Consider the following 26,261-nt stretch of genomic DNA (forward strand, 5'->3'; position numbering starts at 1 on the left):
AGCGGCAGCAGCCAGGTCAGTACGCCGGTCAGCATGGCGGATAACCCGCTCCACAGCAGATAGCCGCTGGCGCCCAGCATTTCCGCCGCCAGCAGTAAACCGCCCAGCGATAGCCAGAACCAGTGACTATTCCCCTGTAGCAGCTCAATCATGCGCTTTGCTCCGATCGGCTTTGCTTTCTTTGAGCAGTTCGGTGATGCCGCCGATGGCGCCCATCAGGTTGCTGGCGTCCAGCGGCATCATGACGACCTTGCTGTTGTTCGCCGCACCGATGGTTTCCAGCGCCGAGGTATATTTCTGCGCGACGAAGTAGTTGATAGCCTGAATATTGCCTGCGGCGATCGCTTCGGACACCATCTGGGTGGCTCTGGCTTCCGCTTCCGCCGCACGTTCGCGGGCTTCCGCCTGCAGAAAAGCCGACTGCCGTTCCCCTTCCGCCATCAGGATCTGCGCCTGTTTTTCCCCTTCCGCCTTCAGAATCGCCGCCTGACGTATCCCTTCGGCTTCCAGAATATCCGCTCGTTTGGTGCGCTCCGCTTTCATCTGGGCGTTCATTGATGCAATCAGCTCTGCCGGTGGACGAACATCGCGGATCTCAATGCGGGTAACTTTAATGCCCCAGGGATTGGTGGCTTCATCCACAATATGCAACAACCGGCTGTTAATGCTGTCGCGTTGCGAAAGCATTTCGTCCAGCTCCATCGACCCCAACACGGTACGGATGTTGGTCATGGTCAGATTGATGATCGCCAGTTCCAGGTTGCTGACCTCATAAGCGGCGCGGGAGGAATCTACCACCTGGATGAAGCAGACGGCGTCGATGGTGACGTTGGCGTTATCTTTGGAGATGATCTCCTGGGACGGAATATCCAGTACCTGCTCCATCATATTGATTTTACGGCCGATGCGATCCATAAACGGCACGATCAGGTTCAGCCCCGGCTGTAGCGTGCGGGTGTAACGCCCGAAGCGTTCAACCGTCCATTGATAGCCTTGCGGCACGATCTTGATGCCGGACCAGACAATAATGAGAGCGACGACAACCAAAACGGGAATAAAAGTGAGCATTTTGTATTTTCTCCAGGTGCTTGTGCTATCCGGCAGTGTAGCGCAGCTGGCTAAAAAGCAAATGAGAAGGTGAACCGGGAAGCGATCTTTGCGAGCGGCATGCAGCCGCGAAAAGCAGGATCACGCCGCCGAAACGACGTGAAAAGGGGGCACCGTTTACATATCCAGTTCGATGTCGTCCAACGGGCGGCAGCAGCAGGGCAGAATCTCATCCTGTTGCAGGCAGGCCAGCGGCGTTTCCCGGTAGACGACCTTGCCTTTGAGCAGGCGCAGGCGGCAGGAGCCGCAATAACCGGAGCGGCACTGATATTCCACCTTGACCCGCTGGGATTCCAGCGCGTCCAGCAGGGAGTCATGCTGGTCGGAATACATCAACTGCGCACCGGAGATGCGCAGTGTGACGGTAGCGATACTCATGGCGGTTATAGCTGGAAATCGCTGAGGTCGTCGGCGTTGATTTCCGCATCAATCTGGCCGACCAGATAAGAGCTGACCTCGACTTCCTGCGGCGCTACCTGCACGTTGTCGGACACCAGCCAGGCGTTGATCCACGGGATCGGGTTGGTGCGGGTTTCAAACGGCAGCGGCAACCCGACGGCCTGCATGCGGATGTTGGTGATGTATTCCACATACTGGCAAAGAATGTCTTTGTTCAGGCCGATCATCGAACCGTCGCGGAACAGATATTCCGCCCACTCTTTTTCCTGCTGGGCCGCCATCACGAACAGGTCGTAGCACTGTTGCTGGCATTCTTCCGCCACTTTTGCCATTTCAGGGTCGTCCTGGCCGGAACGCATCAGGTTCAGCATATGCTGGGTGCCGGTCAGGTGCAGTGCTTCGTCGCGGGCGATGAGTTTGATGATTTTGGCGTTGCCCTCCATCAGTTCGCGCTCGGCGAAGGCGAAGGAGCAGGCGAAGCTGACGTAGAAGCGGATGGCTTCCAGCGCGTTGACGCTCATCAGGCACAGATAGAGCTTTTTCTTCAACTGGTAGACGTTGATGTCCACCGTCTTGCCGTTGACCTGATGGGTGCCTTCCCCCAGCAAGTGGTAATAGCTGGTGAGTTCGATCAGTTCGTCATAGAAACCGGAGATGTCGCGCGCACGCTTGAGGATCTCCTCATTGGTCACGATGTCGTCGAAGACCACCGACGGATCGTTGACGATATTGCGGATGATGTGGGTGTAGGAGCGGGAGTGGATGGTCTCCGAGAATGACCAGGTTTCCACCCAGGTTTCCAATTCGGGGATGGAGATCAGCGGCAGCAGCGCCACGTTGGGGCTGCGGCCTTGAATGGAATCCAGCAGCGTTTGGTATTTCAGGTTGCTGATGAAAATGTGCTTTTCGTGTTCCGGCAGCGCCTGGTAGTCGATGCGGTCGCGGGACACGTCGACCTCTTCGGGACGCCAAAAAAAGGAAAGCTGTTTTTCAATCAACTTTTCAAAGATTTCATACTTTTGCTGATCGTAACGCGCTACGTTGACCGGTTGACCGAAGAACATCGGTTCCTGTAGCTGGTCGTTTTTGTTTTGTGAAAAAGTGGTATAGGCCATGGTATCTCCAAACCGTTCGGCGACGGGCTGCGACGCCGAACTCTGACAACGTGCAGTGACCGGATTATGTCATCCCCGATAAGCGGGGGGATCCATCGTCAGTATATTGTTGGTATCAGGATGGATACCTGCAGGGCAGGTATGACGCAATAACGACATTGCTGTTATCGACCGCACGGAACGCCACGGCGGGCGCCCGTGCGGCAAACAGCCATTGCTGGCTCAGATTTTACACGCGCCGCTTTCGCAGCCGTCGTCCTGAGGCGTGGTGTCCAACAGGTCATCCTGAACATCTTCGGCGCCGTCACGGGTATTTTGGTAGTAAAGCGTTTTCAGCCCGAACTTGTACGCCGTGAGCAGATCCTTCAACAACTGTTTCATCGGAACCTTGCCCGACGGGAAACGCGACGGATCATAGTTGGTATTGGCGGAAATCGCCTGATCGATGAACTTCTGCATGATCCCCACCAGTTGCAGGTAGCCGTCGTTGGACGGCATATCCCACAGCAGTTCGTAGGCGTCTTTCAGCGTTTCATATTCCGGTACGACCTGGCGAAGAATACCGTCTTTGGACGCTTTAATGCTGATATGGCCGCGCGGCGGCTCGATACCGTTGGTGGCGTTGGAGATCTGCGATGAGGTTTCCGACGGCATCAGGGCGGACAGCGTCGAGTTACGCAGGCCGTGGGTTTTGATGCTCTCGCGCAGCGTTTCCCAGTCGAGATGCAGGGCTTCATTGCAGACGCTGTCCAGATCGCGTTTGTAAGTGTCGACCGGCAGGATGCCTTGCGCGTAGGTGGTTTCGCCGAACCACGGACAGGCGCCTTGTTCCTGCGCCAGAACGTTGGAGGCTTTCAGTAGGTAATACTGAATGGCTTCAAACGTGCGGTGCGTCAGGTTGTTGGCGCTGCCGTCGGAGTAACGGACGCCGTGTTTCGCCAGATAGTAGGCGAAGTTGATGACGCCGATGCCCAACGTGCGACGCCCCATGGCGCCGCGTTTGGCGGCGGGGATCGGATAGTCCTGATAGTCGAGCAGGGCATCCAGCGCGCGTACCGCCAATGTCGCCAACTCTTCCAGTTCGCTCAAATCGCTGATGGCGCCGAGGTTGAAGGCGGACAGCGTACAGAGCGCGATTTCACCGTTCTCATCGTTGACGTCTTCCAGCGGCTTGGTCGGTAGCGCGATTTCCAGACACAGGTTGGACTGGCGAACCGGCGCGACCAGCGGATCGAACGGACTGTGGGTATTGCAGTGATCGACGTTCTGGATGTAGATACGCCCGGTGGAGGCGCGTTCCTGCATCATCAGAGAGAACAGTTCCACCGCCTTGAGTTGTTTCTTGCGGATGCTGTCGTCCTGTTCGTATTGCACGTACAGACGCTCGAATTCATCCTGATCGGTAAAGAAGGCGTCATACAACCCCGGTACGTCGGAAGGGCTGAACAGCGTGATGTCCTCGCCTTTCACCAGACGCTGGTACATCAGCTTGTTGAGCTGTACGCCGTAGTCCAGATGGCGCACGCGGTTGCCTTCGACGCCGCGGTTGTTTTTTAGTACCAGCAGGCTTTCCACTTCCAGATGCCACAACGGATAGAACAGCGTGGCTGCACCGCCGCGGACGCCGCCCTGAGAACAGGATTTCACCGCCGTCTGGAAATGTTTGTAGAACGGAATGCACCCGGTGTGGAACGCTTCGCCGCCACGGATTGGGCTACCCAATGCCCGGATGCGACCGGCGTTGATGCCGATGCCGGCGCGCTGGGAGACGTATTTGACGATCGCGCTGGAGGTGGCGTTGATGGAGTCCAGACTGTCGCCGCATTCGATCAGCACGCAAGAACTGAACTGACGAGTCGGGGTGCGCACGCCGGACATGATGGGCGTCGGCAGCGAAATCTTAAAGGTGGAAATCGCATCGTAGAAACGCTTCACATAGTCCAGGCGGGTTTCGCGCGGATAACCGGAGAACAGGCAGGCCGCCACCAGAATGTACAGGAATTGGGCGCTTTCGTAGATGTCACCGGTCACTCGGTTTTGAACCAGATATTTCCCTTCCAGCTGTTTAACCGCCGCGTAAGAGAAATTCATATCCCGCCAGTGATCGATGAAAGCGTCCATCAGTGTGAACTCTTCCTGGCTGTAATCCTCCAGCAGATGGCGGTCGTACTTGCCCATATCGACCATGTTCACTACGTGGTCGTACAGTGTGGGCGGCTCGAACTGGCCAAAGGCTTTCTTGCGCAGGTGGAAAATGGCCAGGCGGGCGGCAAGGTACTGATAATCCGGACTTTCGCGGGAGATCAGGTCAGCGGCCGCCTTGATGATGGTTTCATGAATGTCCGCAGTTTTGATGCCGTCATAGAACTGGATGTGGGAACGCAGTTCCACCTGCGACACAGAAACGTTATGCAGACCTTCTGCCGCCCATGTAATCACCCGGTGGATTTTGTCCAGATTGATGCGTTCTTTACTGCCATCGCGTTTGGTAACGAGCAGACTCTGGTTCATTGAGCTGGTACCTGTGTGGTTTTGACCCCTTTCATTTTCAATGGCTGAAAATGTAAATGAAAAATAGTGCCTCTTACTAGAAGAAAACACTATATATAGGGGGTGGGTTTGAATTTGATAACAAGATAATGTGAAAAATGTTGTATTGCAAGAGAACAAAAGCGTCTGTTTTTGTGGATAACATAGGGAAGATGTGTTGCAAAAATGCTGCATCCCAGCCGTGGTGCGGCTTTGTTTTCTGTCAATCAGCCGTGAGAGAAAATAAAAAAATTGATCGAGTGCCGGTTTCTTGCACGACGCTGAAAAGCGTCAACTTGATTCCGAAGCGAATGGCGTGAGCGGTGCGCGGCATCCTTGATGTTTCTCGGCGACGCACTGCCCGGCGATGGTGTTTGGCGAAAACTTATCCGGCTCGAACGCCGATGAAGCCAACCATCGGCGCGGCATTTTCGAGAAACTCACGGCAAGGATGAGGAAATGATTAATGACCGGCGGGAGCGTCGTCGCGCCAGGTGTGAACCATGTAGTTGACGTCGACGTTGCGCCCTAAGCGGAAGCTGTCGGTAAGCGGCTGATAGCTCAGCCCGGTAATGTGGCGCTCGCGTAACGGCGTGTCGTCTATCCAGCCCAGCAATTCCGCCGGCCGGATGAATTTTTTGATGTTGTGGGTGCCGCGCGGCACCATGCCGGTCAGGTATTCGGCGCCGACGATCATCATCAGCCAGGCTTTGGGGTTGCGGTTGATGGTGGAGAAAAAGACGTGGCCGCCGGGTTTGACCAGCCGGGCGCAGGCTTCAACCACCGAGCGCGGATCCGGTACGTGTTCAAGCATCTCCATGCAGGTCACTACGTCGTATTCGCCGCCGTGGGCTGACGCATGGCTTTCCACCGTTTCCTGTACGTATTCTACGGCGACGCCGCTTTCCAGCGCGTGCAGCCGCGCCACCATCAGCGGTTCGCTGCCCATGTCCAGGCCCGTGACCTGCGCGCCTTCCCGCGCCATGCTTTCCGCCAGAATGCCGCCGCCGCAGCCGACATCCAGCACTTTTTTGCCGAACAAGCCGTCTGCGCGCGCGATGACGTAGTTCAGGCGCAGCGGGTTGATACGGTGCAGCGGTTTGAATTCGCCTTCCAGATCCCACCAGCGGGAGGCCACCGCATCAAATTTGGCGATTTCGTCATGGTCGACGTTTGGAACGGATGTTTCTGCATTCATGGGGGGAGTAACCTTTCATTATTTGCGCTGTGGCGAGTATATCCGTCCCCCGGCGGATGTTGTAGTCGCTTGAGCGGGATTCGCCGCCCGGCGGGGCGTTATCCCGCTGAAAAGAAGACGGAAGGAAACGCCGTGGAATTTCCCCTGAAACCCCGCATTGTGATATGATTTTCCACCTTTTAAACTCGGGTATGAATAGAGGGATAGCGGCTCCATGAGCGACCTTGCCAGAGAAATTACACCGGTCAACATCGAGGAAGAGCTGAAAAGTTCATATCTGGATTACGCCATGTCCGTCATCGTCGGGCGTGCGTTACCGGATGTTCGCGATGGTCTCAAGCCGGTGCACCGCCGCGTACTGTACGCGATGAGTGTGCTGGGCAATGACTGGAACAAGCCTTATAAGAAATCGGCCCGTGTGGTCGGGGACGTTATCGGTAAATATCACCCGCATGGTGATAGCGCGGTCTACGATACCATTGTGCGCATGGCTCAGCCGTTTTCACTGCGCTATATGCTGGTGGACGGTCAGGGCAACTTCGGTTCCATCGACGGCGACTCCGCCGCAGCGATGCGTTACACCGAAGTCCGTATGGCCAGAATTGCCCACGAACTGCTGTCCGACCTGGATAAAGAAACGGTGGACTTTGTGCCCAACTATGACGGCACAGAGCAGATCCCGGACGTTATGCCTACCCGCATCCCGAACCTGCTGGTCAACGGTTCCTCCGGCATCGCGGTAGGGATGGCGACCAACATTCCGCCGCATAACCTGTCTGAAGTCATCGATGGCTGCCTGGCCTATATCGATGATGAGAACATCAGCGTTGAAGGGCTGATGACCTATATTCCCGGCCCGGACTTCCCGACGGCGGCCATCATCAACGGTAAGCGCGGCATAGAAGAAGCCTACCGCACCGGCCGTGGCAAAGTGTACATCCGTGCGCGCGCCGAAGTGGAAGCGGATGAGAAAAGCGGCCGCGAAACCATCATCGTGCATGAAATTCCCTATCAGGTGAACAAGGCGCGACTGATCGAAAAAATCGCCGAGCTGGTCAAAGACAAGCGTATCGAGGGCATCAGCGCGCTGCGTGACGAGTCTGACAAAGACGGGATGCGCATCGTCATTGAAATCAAACGCGATGCGGTCGGCGAGGTGGTGCTCAACCATCTGTATTCCCAGACCCAGATGCAGGTATCGTTCGGCATCAACATGGTAGCCCTGCATCAGGGGCAGCCGAAGCTGATGACGCTGAAGGAAATTCTGGCCGCGTTTGTACGCCACCGTCGTGAAGTGGTGACGCGCCGTACCATTTTCGAACTGCGCAAAGCGCGGGAACGCGCCCATATCCTGGAAGGGCTGGCGGTCGCGCTGGTCAACATCGATCCGATCATTGAGTTGATTCGTCACGCCTCTACCCCGGCTGACGCCAAAGCCGCCCTGGTGGCGCAGGCGTGGGAGCTGGGCAGCGTGGCCGCTATGCTGGAGCGCGCCGGCGACGATGCCGCGCGTCCGGAATGGCTGGAGCCGGAGTTCGGCATTCGTGACGGCAAATATCACCTGACCGAACAGCAAGCGCAGGCGATTCTGGATCTGCGTTTGCAGAAACTGACCGGGCTGGAACATGAAAAGCTGTTGGATGAGTATAAGGAACTGCTGACGCAGATCGCCGCGCTGTTGTTTATCCTGCGTAGCCCAGAGCGCCTGATGGAGGTGATCCGTGAAGAGCTTGAGGCGATCAAGGAACAGTACAACGATCAGCGCCGTACCGAAATCACCCACAATAGCGCCGATATCAATATCGAAGATTTGATTTCCCAGGAAGACGTGGTCGTGACCCTGTCGCATCAGGGATATGTGAAATACCAGCCGTTGAGCGACTATGAAGCCCAGCGCCGCGGCGGCAAGGGCAAATCGGCGGCTCGCATCAAGGAAGAAGATTTCATCGATCAGTTGCTGGTGGCGAATACTCACGACACCATCCTGTGCTTCTCCAGCCGCGGTCGCCTCTATTGGCTCAAGGTGTATCAGTTGCCGGAGGCTAGCCGCGGCGCTCGTGGCCGGCCGATCATCAACCTGTTGCCGTTGGAGCAGAATGAGCGCATCACCGCTATTCTGCCGGTACGTGAATACGAAGAAGGCCTGAACGTGTTTATGGCTACGGCCAGCGGTACGGTGAAGAAAACGGCGTTGACCGAATTCAGCCGTCCGCGTAGCGCCGGCATCATCGCCGTCAATCTGAATGACGGCGATGAGTTGATTGGCGTCGATCTCACCGACGGTAGCAACGAAGTCATGTTGTTCTCCGCTGAGGGTAAAGTGGTGCGTTTCTCCGAGTCGGCGGTGCGTACCATGGGCCGTACTGCTACCGGGGTGCGTGGCATCAATCTGCAAGATGACGATCGCGTGGTATCGCTGATTGTGCCGCGTGGGGAAGGCGATATCCTGACCGTAACCGAAAACGGGTACGGTAAGCGCACGGCTATTAACGACTACCCAACCAAATCACGCGCCACCAAGGGCGTCATTTCCATCAAGGTCAGCGAGCGTAACGGTAACGTGGTCGGCGCGGTTCAGGTGGATACCACCGATCAGATCATGATGATCACTGACGCCGGCACGTTGGTGCGTACTCGTGTGTCAGAAGTCAGCATTGTGGGCCGTAATACACAAGGCGTGACTCTGATTCGTACCGCAGAGGAAGAGCGGGTAGTCGGCCTGCAGCGCGTCGCGGAACCGGTAGAGGATGACGAACTGGATGGCGTTGTCGCCGTGGACGGTGAAGAACTGGCGGAAGACATGCCAGATGAGCCTGATAACGAGGATGACGCGCCGGTAGACGACGAATAAGTCCCGGCGTTTCCGATACCAAGCCAGCGTCCGGTGCGCTGGCTTTTTTTATGCGGAATGGTACTGTATCGGCTGTTTCGGCCTGTTCCCCTGATCTGATCACCTTATGGTACGCCTGTGAAAATCGTCGCTTCCTTTCAGACCACCCTAAAAGTTTCACGGTACATGTTCCGTGTACTGTCGATGGTGTTGTGGTTGCTGGGTATGGTGATTTCGGCGTTCTATTTCAACAAGGCGCTGCATGAGCGCGAGTCCCACCTGCGTCAGATTTTCGCGCTGAATTTCGATCAATCGCTTGGCTATATTCACCATGTGAACGATGTCGCCCACGAGTTGAAGTATATAGCGACAAACCGGCTCGCTACGGTTCCGGTTCGTCGGGATCGGCTGGCGCCGGTCAAGGCGCCGTCGTTTGCGGTTTACCCGTTGTCACAACGTGTGGATTGCGGATCTCTGTATGAAAAAAATGCCGCCAGACTGCAACAGTTGACCGATTTTTTTACCCAATGGCGCGATGATTTCTCTTCGATTTACGATCTAAACCGTCTGTTCTTTGTCGACAACGCGCAGCAATGCATTGTGGATTTCGGTATTCGCAACCCGTCGTTGGATCGGGATGGTTTACTGCGGAATGTGCAGGAGCATCTGCAGGATCAGCAGACCAATCGGTTGACCGGCAGGCGTGATGACAGCCTCTTTTGGATAATCCCCGGCCCATCGCCCGACACGGGTTATCTCTATTCGCTGACGCCGGTCTATGTGGATAATCAATTAGTCACGACCATCGGCATTGAACAAGCCATCCGGCTGGATGATTTCGTGCTGAGTAACGATTTGCCGCTGGGCGTCAAGCTGCTCGATCAAAACAATAAGCCGTTGTTACAGCTTGCGGATGGCGTAGGCAGCAACCTCTACCCAGACGCGCTCGATTATTTTGGCTATATCGATGGCTACAACACGCTGATTATGAAAAAGGCGTTGCCGCCAACGACGCTCAGCGTGGTGTATTCATTGCCGCTGGAAAGCATTCTGGCCACGCTGAATTCACAAATCGTGAATCTGGTATTGCTGAATCTGGCCGGCGCCATCGTGCTGTTGGTGCTGACGCGGTTGTTTGAGCGCCGGATTTTCCTGCCGGCCGAGCGGAACGCCCTTCAACTGGAGGAAAATGAGCAGTTTAATCGCAAGATTGTGGCTTCTGCGCCGGTCGGCATCAGCATTTTACGCATCAGCGACGGCACCAACATTATCAGCAATGAACTGGCGCATAACTATCTTAACCTGCTGGCCTATGAAGACCGGACGCGCATCACCAAAATTATTTGCGAGCAGCAATCCAAATCGCTGGACGTAGTGACCAGCCGTAATCATCACTTGCAAATCAGCTTTGTGCATTCCCGCTATCGCAATGAGAACGTAGCGATTTGCGTCTTGCTGGACGTCAGTGCCCGCGTGCGGATGGAGGAGTCGCTGCAGGAGATGGCCAACGCGGCCGAGCAGGCCAGCCAATCCAAGTCTATGTTCCTGGCGACCGTCAGCCACGAATTGCGCACGCCGCTGTATGGCATTATCGGCAACCTCGACCTGCTGCGGACGAAGTCATTGTCACGCGATGCCAATCGGTTGGTTGAGGCGATGCAGAACTCATCGTCGCTGCTGTTAAAAATCATCAGCGACATTCTCGATTTTTCTAAAATTGAATCCGAACAGCTTAAGATTGAGCCCGGCAGATTTGCGCCGCGCGAGGTCATCAACCATATCATTAGCAATTACCTGCCCCTGGTGGTGAAGAAACGGTTGACGCTTTATTGCTATATCGAGCCTTCGGTTCCGGTAAGCATACTGGGCGACGCGGTGCGCCTGCAGCAGGTCTTGTCTAATTTGCTCAGCAATGCCATCAAGTTTACTGATACCGGATGCATTGTGTTACAGGTTCAGCGGCGACATGACGGTTATCTGGCGTTTCAGGTGCGTGATACCGGGGTGGGGATCGAACCTCGTTCGGTGATGAAACTGTTCGATCCTTTCTACCAGGCCGGTACCGGCGTACAGCGCCACTTTCAGGGGACAGGGTTGGGGTTGGCTATCTGCGAGAAACTGGTCAGTCTGATGGATGGCGATATTTCCATCGAATCTGAGCCGGGTCTGGGAAGTCTGTTTGGTGTGCGTATCCCCTTGTATCAGGCGCAATATCCACAAACGCTCGTCAATCCGGAGTTGCAGGGCAAGGTGTGCTGGCTGTGGATAAAAAATAGCTATATGGAGCGTTACCTGCAGGCATTGCTGTCCGCCTGTGGTATGGCGGTACGGTATGGTGAGGAACCGGCGGTCGGTGCGGAAGATGTGGTTATTTTTGATGACTCGCTGGATGTCGCACTGAATCCCTACGCTTGTATTTTTATCAGCGGCATGCACACCGGCACTGCGCAGGAAACCGGCGTCGGCCAGTGGGTACACAGCACGGCCGCTCTCCATGATTTGCCGTTGTTGCTGCAGCGTATTTATCGCGGGGCGGAGGGGCTGCCGGGCGAAGCGCCGGTATTGCCGAGCGCCAGTTACGAGCGTAGCGAAAATGGCGATATCCGGATCCTGGTGGTGGATGACCATCCGATAAACCGGCGATTGCTGGCCGATCAGTTGGGTTCGCTGGGGTATCAGGTTATTACCGCGAATGACGGTCTGGATGCGCTGGATGTCTTAAGCAAAAATCCGGTCGATATTGTGTTGACGGATGTCAACATGCCCAACATGGACGGCTACCGCTTTACCCAACGGCTGAGGGACATGGCGCAGACTTTTCCGGTCATCGGCGTTACCGCCAACGCGCTGGCGGAAGAGCGTCAGCGTTGTCTTCAGGCGGGTATGGATAACTGCCTTTCTAAACCGGTAACGCTGGAGACGTTGCAGCAGTCCTTGTCTTACTACAGTAACCTGGTGAGGCAACGCAAGAACGACAGCGCGTCGTCATGATAAACATTGAGTGGCGTGTGATGGGGGCAGGGAGGTGAATCTCCCTGCCTGTCGGCGGTTATTCGCTGTCGGCGTCGGCAGGCGATACGCCGACGGAGGAGAGGTAGTTCAGCAGTGCGATGTCATTCTCCACACCCAGCTTGGTCATGGCTGATTTCTTCTGGCTGCTGATGGTTTTGATGCTGCGATTGAGTTTTTTGGCGATCTCCGTCACCAGAAAACCTTCGGCAAATAAACGCAGCACTTCGCTCTCTTTGGGGGACAGGCGTTTGTCGCCGTAACCGCTGGCGCTGATTTTTTCCAGCACTTTACTGACGCTCTCCGGTGTGAATTTCTTGCCTTTTTGCAATGCGGCGAGCGCTTTTGGCAGGTCGGTGGGCGCTCCCTGCTTCAGCACAATCCCTTCGATATCCAGTTCCAGCACGGCGCTGAGGATCGCCGGGTTGTTGTTCATCGTGAGCACGATGATCGAAAGATGCGGGAAGTGCCGTTTGATGTATTTGATCAGCGTGATGCCGTCGCCGTATTTATCGCCGGGCATCGACAGGTCGGTAATTAATACACTGGCATCCAGTTTGGGTAAGTTGTTGATCAGAGACGTCGAGTCTTCGAATTCACCCACCACGTTCACCCAGTCGAGCTGTTCGAGGGATTTCTTGATGCCGAAAAGAACAATCGGATGGTCGTCTGCAATAATGACGTTTAAAGTGCTCATTGTTTTTTACTCATATTGTTGGCTGCCAGGCTGCAGCAGCGCAGCGACAAACCCTTCTATCTGATGAAGGATATCTTCAATTTGCGCACGATCCTGGCTGGCGATTAGCTTTTCCAGCGTTTCACACAACTGCTTGCCGGGATGAAGATTCAACATGGCAAAAACGCCTTTGAGGCGATGTGCCGTTTGTGCAAGTGATAAAAAATCGCCATTCCGGGTTTCAGTATACAGTCTCTTTAAATCCTCCGGTACTGTCTCAACAAACAGAGAATAGTAGTCACTGTGGCGGAGTTGGCGGGCATAAAACCCGATATCATTCCCTTCTTCCGATTGCCCATCTTCAGCGGACGTGTCCAATTGCTGTTCGATAAGCTTCAGCAATCCGTCCAGCAATAACTGGCTGATATTGTAATTAGTGCGCAGGCGACGGCGTCCAAGCGGCACCAACCGGGTATCGTCGCCAGTGACCAGCAGCGTATCGTCGGCCACTTTTTCCGTACTGTCGGTAATGGTGATTTCCGCATCCTGGCTCACCAGCCGCTCATCGTATACCACCACTTCCGCTCCCCAATGATTCACCATTCGACCGACGATAGCGCGTACTTCATCGGAGGTGATATCCAGCAACAGCGTGATGCCTTCCAGTAATTTTTCTTCTTCTTCCTCTGGCAGATCATCCGGCTCCATTGGCACCGTCAGAACATATTGACTACCCAGTCCCGGACGGCTGTTGATCTGCAATTGGCCGCCCAGTTTGCTACATAGCTGATTACACAAGAATAAGGTTAGTCCTGAATTCCGACGGTAACGGTCTGACTGTGGGTCGGTTGAATAAGGGTGCCGCAGGTTTTCCGATACCTTGCCGGAGACGTTGGCGCCGGTATCGTTGAGGCTGATGATGAGCGGCCCGGCCGAGTGGGGGGATTGTTCGCACGACAACGTGATTTTGCCGTAATCGGTATTGGTGATGGCGTAATCCAACAACAGCGACAGCGTTTTCCTCAGCAATTCGCTGTCTCCGCGCCAGTGTTGACGGATATCCGGGCGATAGTGGTTGAATAACGACAAGCCTTTCTGCTGGATACGCGGCAGTAACTCCAACAGCAAATCGTCAATCAGCGTCAGCGGCGAAAAGGAATCTTGCACCAGCTTCCAATCCTGATTTTCCAATCTGGTCTGCAGGGCGATATTTTCCATGAGCCTCACCGCGTCGGCGGCTTCGGTGATCAGGTGCTGAATCGTCGTTTGCTGGGCTGCCGATGCATCGGTACCGCGTAGCGACTGCGCCAGTTGGTGTACGGTGGACAAAGGTTGTTTGAGTTCCTGACTCAAATGCTGGAATAGCTGGTGGCGAGCGGCGACATTCTTGTCGTATTCCCGCTGTGCCAACTGCAGTTTTTTGGCCACCAGAATCTCTTCGTCCTGTTCGCGTAGCAGAAACAGGCAATAACCGGGAATGTGCTGGCTATTGAAGACGCGCACTTCGAACATTTCGTTTTCCACCGAGGCTTGAATAGCGCCCTGATGCTCTTCGGCCAGCGTGGCGATTTTTTTCAGACTCAGATGAGGATAAAGGCGTTCCGCCAGGGCATTGGCGACGACTATCCGATTGTCGTCGAAATCGTAGATCAAGACGCCGACCGGCACGCGATTGACGATTTCATCGTACATGTGTTGCTGTCGTTGCATCCGGTGAGACAGATCTTCCCGCGGGCGGGTGTAGAAACGACGAAAAGCATAGAATCCCGCCAGCGCGACGATCAGGAGTGCCAGATTCAGTACGATCATCCAGACATTATTGCGTACCATGTCGGCGATCAGCCGTTCCAGTGGAATGACATAAATGATTTTGATCGGCGCATTCATCAACTGCGCCGACACTTCCAGCAGCGACCCGGAACGATGAATGTCCGTCGGGATTTCACTCTCCGCATTGGCGTCGACATTGACCGGCGGCGTCTGCGTGCGCAGCATAAAATTTTCCCGCGACAAAGTGCGCGGGATCAAATCGTTGATGGAGAGATCGAACGCGATGACGGTAGCCAGATGCCCAGGCTGATTGAAGGTAGTACGCAGCGTGAAGTAGTAGTCGTTGTAAAAACGCAGTTTGCGCAGTGGAGAAAAGCTTTCCCGTTCATCCAACGTATTGGCCTGTTGCAGCATTTCCGCTTTGCGCGCTTCCACCATATTGGACAGATAACTCCCGCGAAATTGGGACGAAATATCTTTTAGCGGCTGCGTGGAAACCATGGTCAGACTGTTGTCCTGGCCATTGAGGTAGTACATCGAATAGATATCGGTTTTTGCGCCCCACAAGATATCCAGATACTGCGATATACGGTGCAGCGAGCCGAGCGTGCTTTTGTCATGCTGGCCGAAAATCAGCGCATCAACTTTATGGCCGCTTTTCTCTGCATAAAATACATTTGGCACCAGCGTAATCAGGTTGACGTTATCATCCGCTGGGGAACCGGCTTCGTTGAGCAGGTTTTTGTAAATCTGATCAGTAAAAAAGCGGTAAGTATCAATGCGTTTCTGCATGCCTTCCGCGATGTCGACAAGGTCGTTGCGTTTTTCGGTCAGCGTACTATTGATGTAGTTGTAACTGTAAGCTCCGCTGATCAGCACCAGCAGTAGGGTAAACAGTGCGAAAAAACGGATGATGACGGTTGGCATGAGATTCAGGCTCCACATACCGCAAACGGCAATGCGGACGACATTCCGCGGTAATCTCTGTTGGACGCCGGTGTTGGTCGGAGCAGAGGCCGCATTCGCCTGGCGGGCTGAACCGGTGAAAATGCAAGCATGCAGGGACTTAAATAAGCATTCATCGTTGAAAAGTATCGCTGTAAACCGGACAGGAAAGTATTTTTACCACAATCGTCGAGGGTGATCGATGCAGATGCGATGACAGTGGGCATCCGTCGGGGAGAGATAGCCTATTTGCATTCAGGTTAAAGATAGGGAAAAGGTGTCTCGCAATAAAAAAATGCCGGATGAACCGGCAATCGGAAGATCAATAATGATAAAGCGGAATAGTTAATTGATGACAGCGATGTCATTCTAAGTCTGACGACCGCAAAAAATTGATCACTTAATGCTGCAATATTGATGCGGTATTTGGTGAATAAATACGGCATGGTGAAATAAAGAAAATAGTGACGGCAATATAATTTTGGGCGTTTATTATTGCGCCGATTTTTATCATTTAACGCATCAGAATTCGCCTTCCTGCAACCCGAATTATTTAGGGTATAGGGGGCGGAGAGTCGGGTTTATGGTGATGAAACCGATGTGCAAGGCATCCTGTGTTGCTTTTAGCGTAATACCCAATCTGGGCTCATGGCGTGATGAAAGATTATTTCTCTATCATTATTGTGGAGGGAGTTTATTTATACCTATCACTGATTTTTTGGGTGTGGAAATTAGCAGCAATGAATCATTTTTAATCCGAAATCATTTCTGAATGAATATAAAAATGCCTATTTACAGCGGGAAAATAGTCGGGTGATTTTTGTTAATTGACCCGATTATTCTGGCCGTATTTTTTATCGGGGTGTCCAGCGTCGTGTTATCGACTGGGCACATTTTTTTGATATCCCAGCGCATTCACCGTCAGGATCCGGCGTCGCGTGTTCTGGCATCGCTGCTGACGCGCGGGTGGTCAGTCAAAACAATAACATTGGGTGCGGCGTCACCGTCATCCCGGCGATGGATAGCTTTTTTTCTGCGTATAGCCCCGTATAATTCCCTACTTTCGGTTAGGGGATCGGGGTTCACGTGCAGCAACTCACTGACTTATTGGGGCAGATACAAAAGGCGCTCGACAAACCTTTGCCCAACCGGCCGGGTTTTCATGCCGTAACGCTGTCGGTGACGTTGGCTGATGCCGGATTATTGCTGGCGTGGCTGGCGGCCCAACCCGCCTACCCGCAATTTTACTGGCAGCACCGTCAGGATGACGAAGAGGCTGCGGTCTGCGGGCAGGTTTGTGATTTCGACACGATGGCGGAAGCCGAGCGTTTCCTGCAACGCTACAACACCGATAACAGTGTGCGGATCTGGGGATTGAACGCTTTTGCTAAGCAAGTTGTGGCGGGGAAAGCCCGAACCAGTTTCCTGTTCTTGCCGCGAGTCGCGCTGCTTAGGCAGGGCGATCGCCTGCGGGTGCGGGTCAATCTGTTTAGTGCGCGTTCGCTGTCTGACGATGCGCTTCAGGCTCAGGCGTTTATCGGCGGATTGCGCCCTCTGGCGCCGTTGCCGCAGCTGCAAAACCGTATTCTCGGTATTCGGCATTGCCCGACTCGTCAACAGTGGATAGCACTGCTCCATCTGGCATTAGCGGAGATTCAGCGCGGCAACCTGGAAAAGGTGGTTCCCGCGCGGGCCACCACGCTTAGCCTTGATACGCCGCTACGCGCCACGACATTGATGGCGGCCAGTCGGGCGGTAAATCACCACTGTTATCACTTTATGCTCGCATTCGCTCCGTTTCAGGCATTCATGGGATCCAGTCCCGAACGTCTCTATCGCCGGCGTCTGCAGGCGCTGGAAACCGAAGCGCTGGCCGGAACGGTCGCCGGGCATCCCGATGACGCCCGCGCCGCCGAACTGGCGGATTGGTTGATGAACGACCGCAAAAATCAGTGCGAAAATATGCTGGTGGTAGACGATATTTGTCAGCGACTGCATCAGGCGGCGCAGTCGCTGGATGTGATGCCGCCGGAGGTGGTGCGCCTGCGACGGGTGCAACATCTGCGGCGCACCATTCAGGCCACGCTGCGTCAGGCGAGCGATAGCGAATGTCAGTCGCTGTTACAGCCGACGGCCGCGGTAGCGGGGTTGCCGCGAGCGGCCGCCAGAGAATTTCTGGCCCGGCATGAGCCGTTTCAACGTGGATGGTACGCCGGCTCGGCCGGTTATCTTTCCCGCCAACAGGCCGAATTTAGCGTGGCATTGCGTTCCGCCAATGTGATGGATAATGACCTGACGCTGTATGCCGGCGCGGGCATCGTCGCGGGGTCGGATCCGGAGCAGGAGTGGCAAGAGCTGGAGAACAAGGCGGCTGGGCTGCGATCGTTGCTGGATGACGATATCGCCTAGACGCGCGGTGTGAGTGCTACGGATTAAAAACCTATCTCAATAGGTGCTAAGGGGGATAACCGGTAACGTTTTATGCTTGTTGCGTCAGTTACTGGTTTACATCAAAGTTGGCAGAATGAAAAAAATATAATTATTGCCCTGCGAACAGAATAGGTTAGTCACTGCTATTGAGTCGAATATGTCCACACATGTTTTTAACCGCCATTGGGCGAACGTGCTGTTTGAAACGCTGAGTCGGCAAGGCGTGCGTCATGTCTGTATTGCGCCGGGTTCGCGTTCTACGCCGTTGACCCTGGCGGCGGCGGAGCACCCGGCGCTGATTTGTCATACTCATTTCGACGAGCGCGGCTTGGGGCATCTGGCGCTCGGGCTGGCGAAGGCCTCCGGCGAGCCGGTTGCACTGGTGGTGACGTCCGGTACTGCGGCGGCAAACCTGTACCCGGCAGTGATTGAGGCCGGGTTAACCGGGGAGCGGCTGGTGGTACTGACGGCTGATCGCCCGCCGGAGTTGATCGACAGCGGCGCCAATCAGGCGATCCGCCAGCCCGGCATGTTTGCCTCTCATCCCTCGCAGGTATTAACCCTGCCGCGTCCTACACCGGATATTCCCGCCTGCTGGCTGGCATCCGCCATCGATGAGGCGATGAACCGGTTACGGCATGGCGCGCTGCACATCAACTGTCCATTCGCCGAACCCCTGTATGGTAAAGACGATCCGCTCGCGGATCAGGCATGGTTGCAGGCGTTGGGCGACTGGTGGCGTGAACCACACCCTTGGTTACAGGGGCGCGACGCGACGCCGCAGGCGGCAGCGCAACCGGACTGGACGCATTGGCGCGAGCAACGCGGCGTGGTGGTCGTGGGCCGGGTTCCGGCCGATCAAGGCTTGCGCATCGCCCGCTGGGCTCAGCAGTTGGGCTGGCCGTTGATTGGCGATGTCCTGTCGCAAACCGGCCAGCCGCTGGCCTGTGCTGATTTATGGCTGACGCACCCGCAGGCGGAAGAGCTGAATCAGGCCGATATCGTGGTGCAGTTGGGGGCAAGCCTGACGAGTAAGCGTCTGTTGCAGTGGCTGGCGGCGGTTCGCCCGGCGCAATACTGGCTGGTGGATGAGATGCCGGGGCGACTCGACCCGACATGGCATAAAGGGCGTCGACTGGTGGCGGATATCGGCGATTGGCTGACGGCGCATCCGTCGATCGAAAGGCCGCTCTGGGCCCGGCAGGCGGACGCCTGCGCCAGACGCATCGGCCAGCGCGTGCAGCAATGTTTTGCCGATGACGCATTCGGCGAAGCGCAACTGGCCCATCGCCTGCCGCGTCTGTTGCCGCCGGATGGGCAGTTTTTTGTCGGCAACAGTTTGACCGTGCGATTAGTGGATGCGCTGGCGACGTTGCCGGCCGGTTATCCGGTTTACAGTAACCGCGGCGCCAGCGGCATCGACGGGCTGATTTCGACGTTGGCCGGCGTACAACGCGCCAATGGCCGCCCGACGTTGGCGGTGATCGGCGATTTATCCGCGTTGTACGACGTGAACGCGCTGGCATTGCTGCGGCAGGCGCCGGCACCGCTGGTATTGGTGGTGGTGAATAACGACGGCGGTCAGATTTTTTCGCTGTTGCCGACCCCGGAGCAGCATCGCGATGCGTTCTACTGCATGCCGCAAGGGGTGGATTTCAGCCATGCCGCGGCGCTGTTCGGCCTGCGGTATGCCCGTGCCGTCGACTGGGATCATGTGCAGGCCGCCGTGACGGCCGGCTGGCGCCAGTGCGGCGCTACGCTGGTGGAAGTGGTGGTAGAGCCCAAAGCGGGCGCCGAGATGATGCGCCGGCTGCTGGATGGCGTCCCTTCATGGTGATGCAGGGGCGTCAGGTGGGGCAGGCGCGTCCGGGCGCTCCCTGGCTGGTGATCCTGCACGGTCTGCTGGGCAGCGGCGACGACTGGCAGCCGCTCCTGCCGCATCTTGCCGACTGGCCGGTGTTGCTGGTGGATTTGCCAGGGCACGGCCTTTCCCGCGATTGCCGCACCGACGGTTTTCCCGATGTGAGTCGCCAACTTAATGCGTTGCTGGCGCAACAAGGTATCGAAACCTATTGGCTGATGGGCTACTCGCTCGGCGGCCGCATCGCCATGTATCACGCCTGTCATGGCGACAGCAGCGGCCTGCGCGGTCTGCTGGTGGAAGGCGGACACCCCGGTTTGACGACGGCCGCTGAGCGCGAAGCGCGGGCGTTGCATGATGCGGGCTGGGCGCAACGTTTTCGCCGGGAACCCATCGGGCAGGTATTGGCCGACTGGTACCGCCAGCCGGTGTTCGCCGATCTTTCCGACGCGCAGCGCGCCGCGCTGACCGAACGCCGCGCGCATAATCAGGGCAATGCAGTGGCGGATATGCTGGAAGCCACTTCGCTATCCCGTCAGCCGTTGCTGGCGGAGCCGCTGTGCCGGCTCAACATTCCGTTCGGCTACCTGTGTGGTAGCCTCGATAACAAGTTTCAGGCGCTGGCCGCCCGGTACCGGTTTCGGCTACTGACGGTGGACGGCGCGGGTCATAACGCACATCAGGCGAATCCCGCGGCGTTCGGCGCCCGGATTCGCGAATTTGTTTCGCATCCCGCAGAGGAATAATCCATATGCTTTATCCGAGTGAAGAACTGCTTTACGCACCGATCGCATGGCACGATTGCAGCGGTGATTTTGTCGACATCCACTATCACAAATCTGCCGACGGTATTGCCAAAATCACCATCAATCGCCCTCAGGTGCGTAATGCGTTCCGCCCGCAAACCGTCAAAGAGATGATTCAGGCGCTGGAAAATGCCCGCCATGACGACGGCATCGGTGTGATTATTCTGACCGGCGCGGGCGAGAAAGCCTTCTGCTCCGGCGGCGATCAGAAAGTCCGCGGCGATTACGGCGGTTATAAAGACGACAGCGGCGTGCATCACCTCAACGTGCTGGATTTCCAGCGTCAGATCCGTACCTGCCCGAAACCGGTAGTGGCGATGGTGGCGGGGTATTCCATCGGCGGCGGCCATGTGCTGCACATGATGTGTGACCTGACCATTGCGGCGGAAAACGCCATTTTCGGTCAGACTGGCCCGCGCGTCGGTTCTTTTGACGGCGGTTGGGGCGCGTCCTATATGGCGCGTATCGTCGGCCAGAAAAAAGCACGCGAGATCTGGTTCCTGTGCCGCCAGTATGATGCGCAGCAGGCGCTGGATATGGGGCTGGTCAACACCGTGGTGCCGTTGGCTGAACTGGAGCGCGAAACCGTGCGTTGGTGTCGGGAAATGCTGCAAAACAGCCCGATGGCGCTGCGCTGCCTGAAAGCGGCGCTGAACGCGGATTGCGACGGTCAGTCTGGGCTGCAGGAACTGGCGGGCAACGCCACCATGCTGTTCTACATGACGGAAGAAGGGCAGGAAGGCCGTAATGCCTTTAATGAAAAACGTCAGCCCGACTTCAGTAAATTCAAACGGAATCCCTGATGCGACAGGTCACACTCTCTCGTTACCGCGTGCCGATGGACGCGGGCGTGGTGTTGCGTAACCAGCGTTTGAAAACACGCGACGGGTTAATTGTCCAGCTACAGGACGGCGATCGGCAAGGTTGGGGGGAGATTGCGCCGCTGCCGCAGTTTAGCCGTGAAACGCTGGCGGAGGCGGAAGCCGCGGCGTTGACGCAACTGCGGCGTTGGCAGGCCGGCGGCGATATCGCCGAATGCGCTATTCCGTCGGTAGATTTCGGGCTGAGCTGCGCGTTGGCGGAACTGTCCGGCGAGTTGCCCGCAACCGCCGATTACCGCAAGGCGCCGCTGTGCAGCGGCGATCCGGATGAGCTGTTCGCCATGTTGCAGCATTTGCCGGATCCGGTGGCTAAAGTGAAGGTCGGGCTGTATGAGGCGGTGCGCGACGGCATGATCGTCAATTTGCTGTTGGAGGCGCTGCCGACGCTGCGCCTGCGTCTGGACGCCAATCGCAGCTGGACGCGAGCTAAAGCCGAGGGCTTCATTCGTTACGTCAATCCTGATTACCGCTCCCGCATCGCGTTTCTGGAAGAGCCTTGCAAAACCCGTGATGAGTCGCGGGATTTTGCCCGTTCCAGCGGCATCGCGATTGCCTGGGACGAAAGCGTGCGCGAAGCGGATTTTCGTGTCGAAGCCGAACCGGGCGTCGCCGCGATTGTGATCAAACCGTCGCTGACCGGCAGCATCGCCCGTTGTCGCGATCTGGCGCAGCAAGCGCAACAGGCCGGGCTGACGGCGGTCATCAGCTCCAGTATCGAATCCAGCCTTGGACTGACGCAGCTTGCCCGGCTGGCATGCTGGCTGACGCCGGAGGTGATCCCCGGGCTGGACACGCTGGAACTGATGCAGGCGCAGGTGGTGCGCCCCTGGCCGGACAGCGCATTGCCGCTGATCGCGGTGCAAGAGCTGGAACGGGTATGGCAAGCCTGACGGACTGGCCCTGGCACGTCTGGGCGCAGCGGCAACCGCTGGCGCCCGCGCTGATACATGACGACGGCGTCTGGCGCTGGGCGGATCTGGCCCGGCGTGTGGATTCGTTGGCCACCGGATTCGTGCGTCAGGGCGTCGAGCCGGGGATGGGCATCGCGTTGCGGGGCCGTAACAGTACGGACATGCTGTTGTGTTATCTGGCGCTGTTGCAGTGCGGCGCGCGCCTGTTGCCGCTTAATCCCCAACTCCCGGATGCATTGGTCGAAACCCTGTTACCTACGCTGAATATTGATGCCGGGATCTGTTTCAGCCCGCATTCGTGGCCGGCCGGCATCCGTTCGCTATCGCCGGCTGACGCGACTGTCGACGCGAACGTGCCGCGTCTGGCGTGGCAGGCGTTGCGTTTGGCGACCATGACGCTGACTTCCGGCTCCAGCGGTATGCCGAAAGCGGCGGTGCACACCGCGGCGGCGCATCTGGCCAGCGCGGAGGGCGTACTGCGGTTGATGGCGTTTTCTTCAGGCGATCGCTGGCTGCTGTCACTGCCGCTGTTTCATGTCTCCGGACAGGGGATCGTTTGGCGTTGGCTGGCGGCGGGGGCCACGCTGGTGGTGAGGCCGGCCATGCCGTTGGAAGACGCGCTGAATGACTGTACCCATGCTTCGTTGGTGCCGACTCAACTCTGGCGTCTGTTATCGCAGGACGCCGTGCCGGCGAGCTTGCGGGCGGTATTGCTGGGCGGCGCCATGATCGCGCCCAGCCTGGCCGAACAGGCGGAGGCGCGAGGTATCCGGTGTTGGTGCGGCTACGGCCTGACGGAACTGGCGTCCACCGTTTGCGCCAAGCGCGCCGACGGCAAGCCGGGCGTCGGCCTGCCGCTGGCCGAGCGGGAGATTCGTCTGGCACATGACGAAATTCTGCTGCGCGGCGCGAGTATGGCGTCCGGTTACTGGCGTGACGGCCGGTTGCAGCCGCTGACCGACGAGCAAGGGTGGTTTCATACTCGCGATCGCGGGCAGTGGGACGGCCGTGAATGGCGAGTGCTGGGGCGATTGGATAACCAGTTTTTCAGCGGCGGGGAGGGCGTTCAGCCGGAGGACGTGGAGGCGGTGCTGTTGCGGCATCCGGATGTCAGCTATGCCTGCGTGGTGCCGGTGGCGGATGCGGAGTTTGGGCATCGTCCGGTCGCCGTGGTGGAGCTCGCCTCTTCCTTGTCGTTCGATGCGCTGCGAGACTGGGTTGCGCCGCAATTGGCAGGGTTCCAGCGGCCGGTGGCTTATTTCCTGTTGCCTGATGCGCTGAAAAACGGCGGTATCAAGATTTCCCGTCAGCAGCTCGCAAATTGGGTGGCGCAACAATCGCGTGTGCAATGACGCGCCGGGGTGGCTCGCCTCGCGTTAACCGTTGTCGCATCAGGCTCATATATCCGTCAGGCCTCACGTTGCAAGGGCATTGGCCGTGTTACTCAGCCCATTCCATGGGCGTCGTCCCTTCGGGGGCGCCGCCTGCCGCGTTCAAATCGGCTTACGCCAATTTGGCGTTCACCCGGGTTCTCTTACCGCCGTCAATCCATTGGGATCCACTCGCTTGCCGCCTTCCTGTCACGCGAATTATTGAGGGGATAGCGTGGTTCTTTATCCTGTTTTACAAAAATGATTAGGCTAAAATTCGTGTTAGCATAGATGGTTAGATGACTTTTGTATTCTTGCCTTGAAGGATAGTGATGATGAAAAAGTGGGTTATGGCCGGTGCGGGCAGTCTGATGTTGGCGACGGTTTCTGCGCATGCGGTGAGTATTTCTGGTGAGACCGGACGTGACTATGTCGGCGCCAACGCCAATATGGGGCTCGGGATCCCGGGGTTGTCCGCCAATGCGGGTTGGGGTCATGGCGAAAAACACAGCAACGACGTGTATAGCGCTGGTCTGGATTACACCTTCGCCCTGAGTAATGCCTCGCTGAAGGTCGGCGCCAAGGGGTTATACCTGAACCAGAACAAGTTTGACGATGGTTACGGCGTAGCGCTGGGCGGCGGCTTACAGGTACCGCTCGGCAACGACATCTCGCTGTTTGGCGAAGGCTATTACGCGCCGGACGCATTCTCCAGCCATGTCGATCACTATGTCGAAGCGCGCGGCGGCGTGCGGTGGCAGCCGTTCCGTCCGTTATCCCTGGATGTCGGCTATCGTTACATCAATATGGCGTCCGGCAAGAGCGAGAATGACAACAACGTGGCGGATACCGCCTATGTTGGTCTGGGCCTGAACTTCTGATGTTATCGTGCGGCGCGGATGGGCGGGTCATCGTCCGCCGCGCCTGCCGCTTTGCCGTGTGTCGCCGATTTACTTCCTTTTTAATCAAATAGTTAGAGAAAAATCCTCGTCTTAGACACCATCGGGTCTATGAGGCGTCTTACGCCGTATCGGAACACGATGAGCGGCGGTGCGAGCGCCATTCGTGGCCGGAGATTGCGGCTTCGCCATGTTTTTTGTGTCTTCGCCTGCCTGGCGGTTTTCCCTTTTCGTGCTTGCCGTTACGTCTTCGTTCAGCCATAAGCAAGCGTTGTGTTTGTCACGACGAGTTTTTAAAGTGGGGGAAAACCATCAGGGGAGTGACGCGGATGCTTAGGGTTGAAATGTTGTGTACCGGTGATGAAGTGCTGCATGGGCAAATTGTGGATACCAATGCCGCCTGGCTGGCGGATTATTTGTTTGAGCAGGGATTGCCGATGGCGAGCCGCATGACGGTCGGGGATAACCTTGACGCGCTGGTCTCAGCGCTGACGCAGCGCAGCCAGATTGCCGATGTGCTGATCGTTAACGGCGGGCTGGGGCCGACCAGCGACGATCTGAGCGCGCTGGCCGCCGCGACGGCAGCCGGAGAAGAGCTGGTGGAACATGCCGCCTGGATTGAGCGTATGGCAGCGTTTTTCACCGAGCGCGGACGGGTGATGGCGCCCAGTAACCGCAAGCAGGCGCAATTGCCCGCCAGCGCGGAGCTGGTGGATAACCCGGTCGGCACCGCCTGCGGTTTTGCCATGCCATTGAACCGCTGCCTGATGTTTTTTACCCCCGGCGTGCCTTCCGAGTTCAAGGTGATGGTGGAACAGCAGATCGTGCCGCGGCTACGTCAGCGCTTTGCCGTCGCCGACGCGCCGCGTTGCCTGCGTTTGACCACCTTCGGCCGTTCTGAAAGCGATCTGGCTAACGAGCTGGATGGCTTACCGTTGCCGCCGGATGTGGTGCTGGGTTATCGCTCCTCCATGCCTATCATCGAGTTGAAACTTACCGGCCCGGCGGCGCGCCTGTCGGAAATGGAAGCGCTTTGGCAACGGGTGCGGGAGGTTGCCGGCGAAAATACGATCTTTGAGGGAACGGAAGGGCTACCGGGGCATCTGGCCCGCCGTCTGAAAGAGCGGGGGTTGCAACTGGCGGTGGCGGAGGATTTTACCGCCGGGTTGCTGAACTGGCAGTTGCGCGATGCGGATACGCCGCTGGTGGGCGGCGAACTGCTGGCGCAGCAGTCAGCGGCGGCGCTGTCGTTGCTGGCGGCGGAAAGCCGTCATCTGGCGGAAAAGCAGGATGCGGCGCTGGCGATCTATGTCGGCGGCTGGCAGGACGATACGTTGTCGATCGCACTGCATACCCCGGATGGAACTTTCGCCCAGACGGTGCATTTCAATACCCGGCGTTATCACCGGAAAACCTATCAGGATATGGTATCGATGCTGGCGATGAACATGCTGCGGCGCTGGCTGAATGGTTGGTCGCCGTATGGCGGTCATGGTTGGATCACTGTGGTGGAAACGCTGTAGCC

At 56.9% G+C, this 26,261-nt stretch carries 18 protein-coding genes; 10 read left to right on the forward strand and 8 right to left on the reverse strand.

Annotation, left to right across the window (positions count from 1 at the left end; genetic code table 11):
- The 6 genes from DPA2511_RS23380 to ubiG form a co-directional block, all read right to left on the reverse strand.
- Positions 1 to 152 (reverse strand): NfeD family protein (locus tag DPA2511_RS23380; RefSeq protein ID WP_035049464.1); only part of this gene is annotated, 152 nt, incomplete at its 3' end.
- On the reverse strand, positions 145 to 1,068 hold the full coding sequence (locus DPA2511_RS05310) for an SPFH domain-containing protein (RefSeq protein WP_012764656.1): 924 nt from the start codon (positions 1,066 to 1,068) through the stop codon (positions 145 to 147). The genes DPA2511_RS23380 and DPA2511_RS05310, both read right to left, overlap by 8 nt.
- 156 nt (positions 1,069 to 1,224) lie before the next feature.
- Complete coding sequence (yfaE, locus tag DPA2511_RS05315) at positions 1,225 to 1,485, reverse strand: class I ribonucleotide reductase maintenance protein YfaE (RefSeq protein ID WP_012764657.1); 261 nt, start codon at positions 1,483 to 1,485, stop codon at positions 1,225 to 1,227.
- A gap of 5 nt (positions 1,486 to 1,490) precedes the next feature.
- Positions 1,491 to 2,621 carry a class Ia ribonucleoside-diphosphate reductase subunit beta gene (gene nrdB / locus DPA2511_RS05320; RefSeq protein WP_012764658.1) on the reverse strand — a complete coding sequence of 377 codons (1,131 nt, stop codon included), beginning with the start codon at positions 2,619 to 2,621 and terminating at the stop codon, positions 1,491 to 1,493.
- Between the two features lie 222 nt (positions 2,622 to 2,843).
- Positions 2,844 to 5,132: a class 1a ribonucleoside-diphosphate reductase subunit alpha gene (gene nrdA / locus DPA2511_RS05325; protein ID WP_012764659.1), complete on the reverse strand. Its 2,289-nt coding sequence runs from the start codon at positions 5,130 to 5,132 to the stop codon at positions 2,844 to 2,846.
- Positions 5,133 to 5,613: 481 nt separating this feature from the next.
- Positions 5,614 to 6,348, reverse strand: a complete 735-nt coding sequence (gene ubiG, locus DPA2511_RS05330) for a bifunctional 2-polyprenyl-6-hydroxyphenol methylase/3-demethylubiquinol 3-O-methyltransferase UbiG (RefSeq protein ID WP_012764660.1) — start codon at positions 6,346 to 6,348, stop codon at positions 5,614 to 5,616.
- Positions 6,349 to 6,562: 214 nt separating this feature from the next.
- Here ubiG and gyrA point away from each other — a divergent pair, with 214 nt between their 5' ends.
- Both gyrA and rcsC read left to right on the forward strand, forming a co-directional pair.
- A complete protein-coding gene (gyrA, locus tag DPA2511_RS05335; RefSeq protein ID WP_012764661.1) occupies positions 6,563 to 9,199 on the forward strand; it encodes a DNA topoisomerase (ATP-hydrolyzing) subunit A in 2,637 nt (878 codons plus the stop codon).
- Positions 9,200 to 9,316: 117 nt separating this feature from the next.
- Positions 9,317 to 12,169, forward strand: coding sequence for a two-component system sensor histidine kinase RcsC (gene rcsC, locus DPA2511_RS21120; RefSeq protein ID WP_023638185.1), 2,853 nt, complete (start codon positions 9,317 to 9,319; stop codon positions 12,167 to 12,169).
- 58 nt (positions 12,170 to 12,227) lie between these two features.
- On the opposite strand, the gene rcsB is transcribed toward rcsC, so the two are convergent.
- Entirely contained in the window at positions 12,228 to 12,884 is a 657-nt protein-coding gene (rcsB, locus tag DPA2511_RS05345; protein WP_012764663.1) for a response regulator transcription factor RcsB, read from the reverse strand.
- A gap of 6 nt (positions 12,885 to 12,890) precedes the next feature.
- Positions 12,891 to 15,560 carry a phosphotransferase RcsD gene (gene rcsD / locus DPA2511_RS05350; protein WP_012764664.1) on the reverse strand — a complete coding sequence of 890 codons (2,670 nt, stop codon included), beginning with the start codon at positions 15,558 to 15,560 and terminating at the stop codon, positions 12,891 to 12,893.
- 1,104 nt (positions 15,561 to 16,664) lie between these two features.
- Here rcsD and menF point away from each other — a divergent pair.
- The 8 genes from menF (at position 16,665) to DPA2511_RS05390 (ending at position 26,259) form a co-directional block, all read left to right on the forward strand.
- Positions 16,665 to 17,987, forward strand: coding sequence for an isochorismate synthase MenF (gene menF, locus DPA2511_RS05355; RefSeq protein ID WP_012764666.1), 1,323 nt, complete (start codon positions 16,665 to 16,667; stop codon positions 17,985 to 17,987).
- A gap of 178 nt (positions 17,988 to 18,165) precedes the next feature.
- Positions 18,166 to 19,845 (forward strand): 2-succinyl-5-enolpyruvyl-6-hydroxy-3-cyclohexene-1-carboxylic-acid synthase, encoded by a 1,680-nt coding sequence (menD, locus tag DPA2511_RS05360; RefSeq protein ID WP_012764667.1) that lies wholly within the window; start codon positions 18,166 to 18,168, stop codon positions 19,843 to 19,845.
- Positions 19,839 to 20,615, forward strand: coding sequence for a 2-succinyl-6-hydroxy-2,4-cyclohexadiene-1-carboxylate synthase (gene menH / locus DPA2511_RS05365; RefSeq protein WP_404821613.1), 777 nt, complete (start codon positions 19,839 to 19,841; stop codon positions 20,613 to 20,615). The genes menD and menH overlap by 7 nt, the downstream gene beginning before the upstream one ends.
- Positions 20,616 to 20,620: 5 nt before the next feature.
- On the forward strand, positions 20,621 to 21,478 hold the full coding sequence (menB, locus tag DPA2511_RS05370) for a 1,4-dihydroxy-2-naphthoyl-CoA synthase (RefSeq protein ID WP_012764669.1): 858 nt from the start codon (positions 20,621 to 20,623) through the stop codon (positions 21,476 to 21,478).
- Complete coding sequence (gene menC, locus DPA2511_RS05375) at positions 21,478 to 22,446, forward strand: o-succinylbenzoate synthase (RefSeq protein ID WP_012764670.1); 969 nt, start codon at positions 21,478 to 21,480, stop codon at positions 22,444 to 22,446. The genes menB and menC overlap by 1 nt, the downstream gene beginning before the upstream one ends.
- Positions 22,434 to 23,819, forward strand: a complete 1,386-nt coding sequence (gene menE, locus DPA2511_RS05380) for an o-succinylbenzoate--CoA ligase (RefSeq protein ID WP_012764671.1) — start codon at positions 22,434 to 22,436, stop codon at positions 23,817 to 23,819. The genes menC and menE overlap by 13 nt, the downstream gene beginning before the upstream one ends.
- A gap of 353 nt (positions 23,820 to 24,172) precedes the next feature.
- Positions 24,173 to 24,718 carry a YfaZ family outer membrane protein gene (locus DPA2511_RS05385; RefSeq protein WP_023638186.1) on the forward strand — a complete coding sequence of 182 codons (546 nt, stop codon included), beginning with the start codon at positions 24,173 to 24,175 and terminating at the stop codon, positions 24,716 to 24,718.
- 347 nt (positions 24,719 to 25,065) lie between these two features.
- Positions 25,066 to 26,259, forward strand: coding sequence for a nicotinamide mononucleotide deamidase-related protein YfaY (locus tag DPA2511_RS05390; protein ID WP_012764673.1), 1,194 nt, complete (start codon positions 25,066 to 25,068; stop codon positions 26,257 to 26,259).
- Positions 26,260 to 26,261 lie beyond the last annotated feature (2 nt).

The organism is Musicola paradisiaca NCPPB 2511 (assembly GCF_000400505.1).
GTDB classification, from domain to species: domain Bacteria; phylum Pseudomonadota; class Gammaproteobacteria; order Enterobacterales; family Enterobacteriaceae; genus Musicola; species Musicola paradisiaca.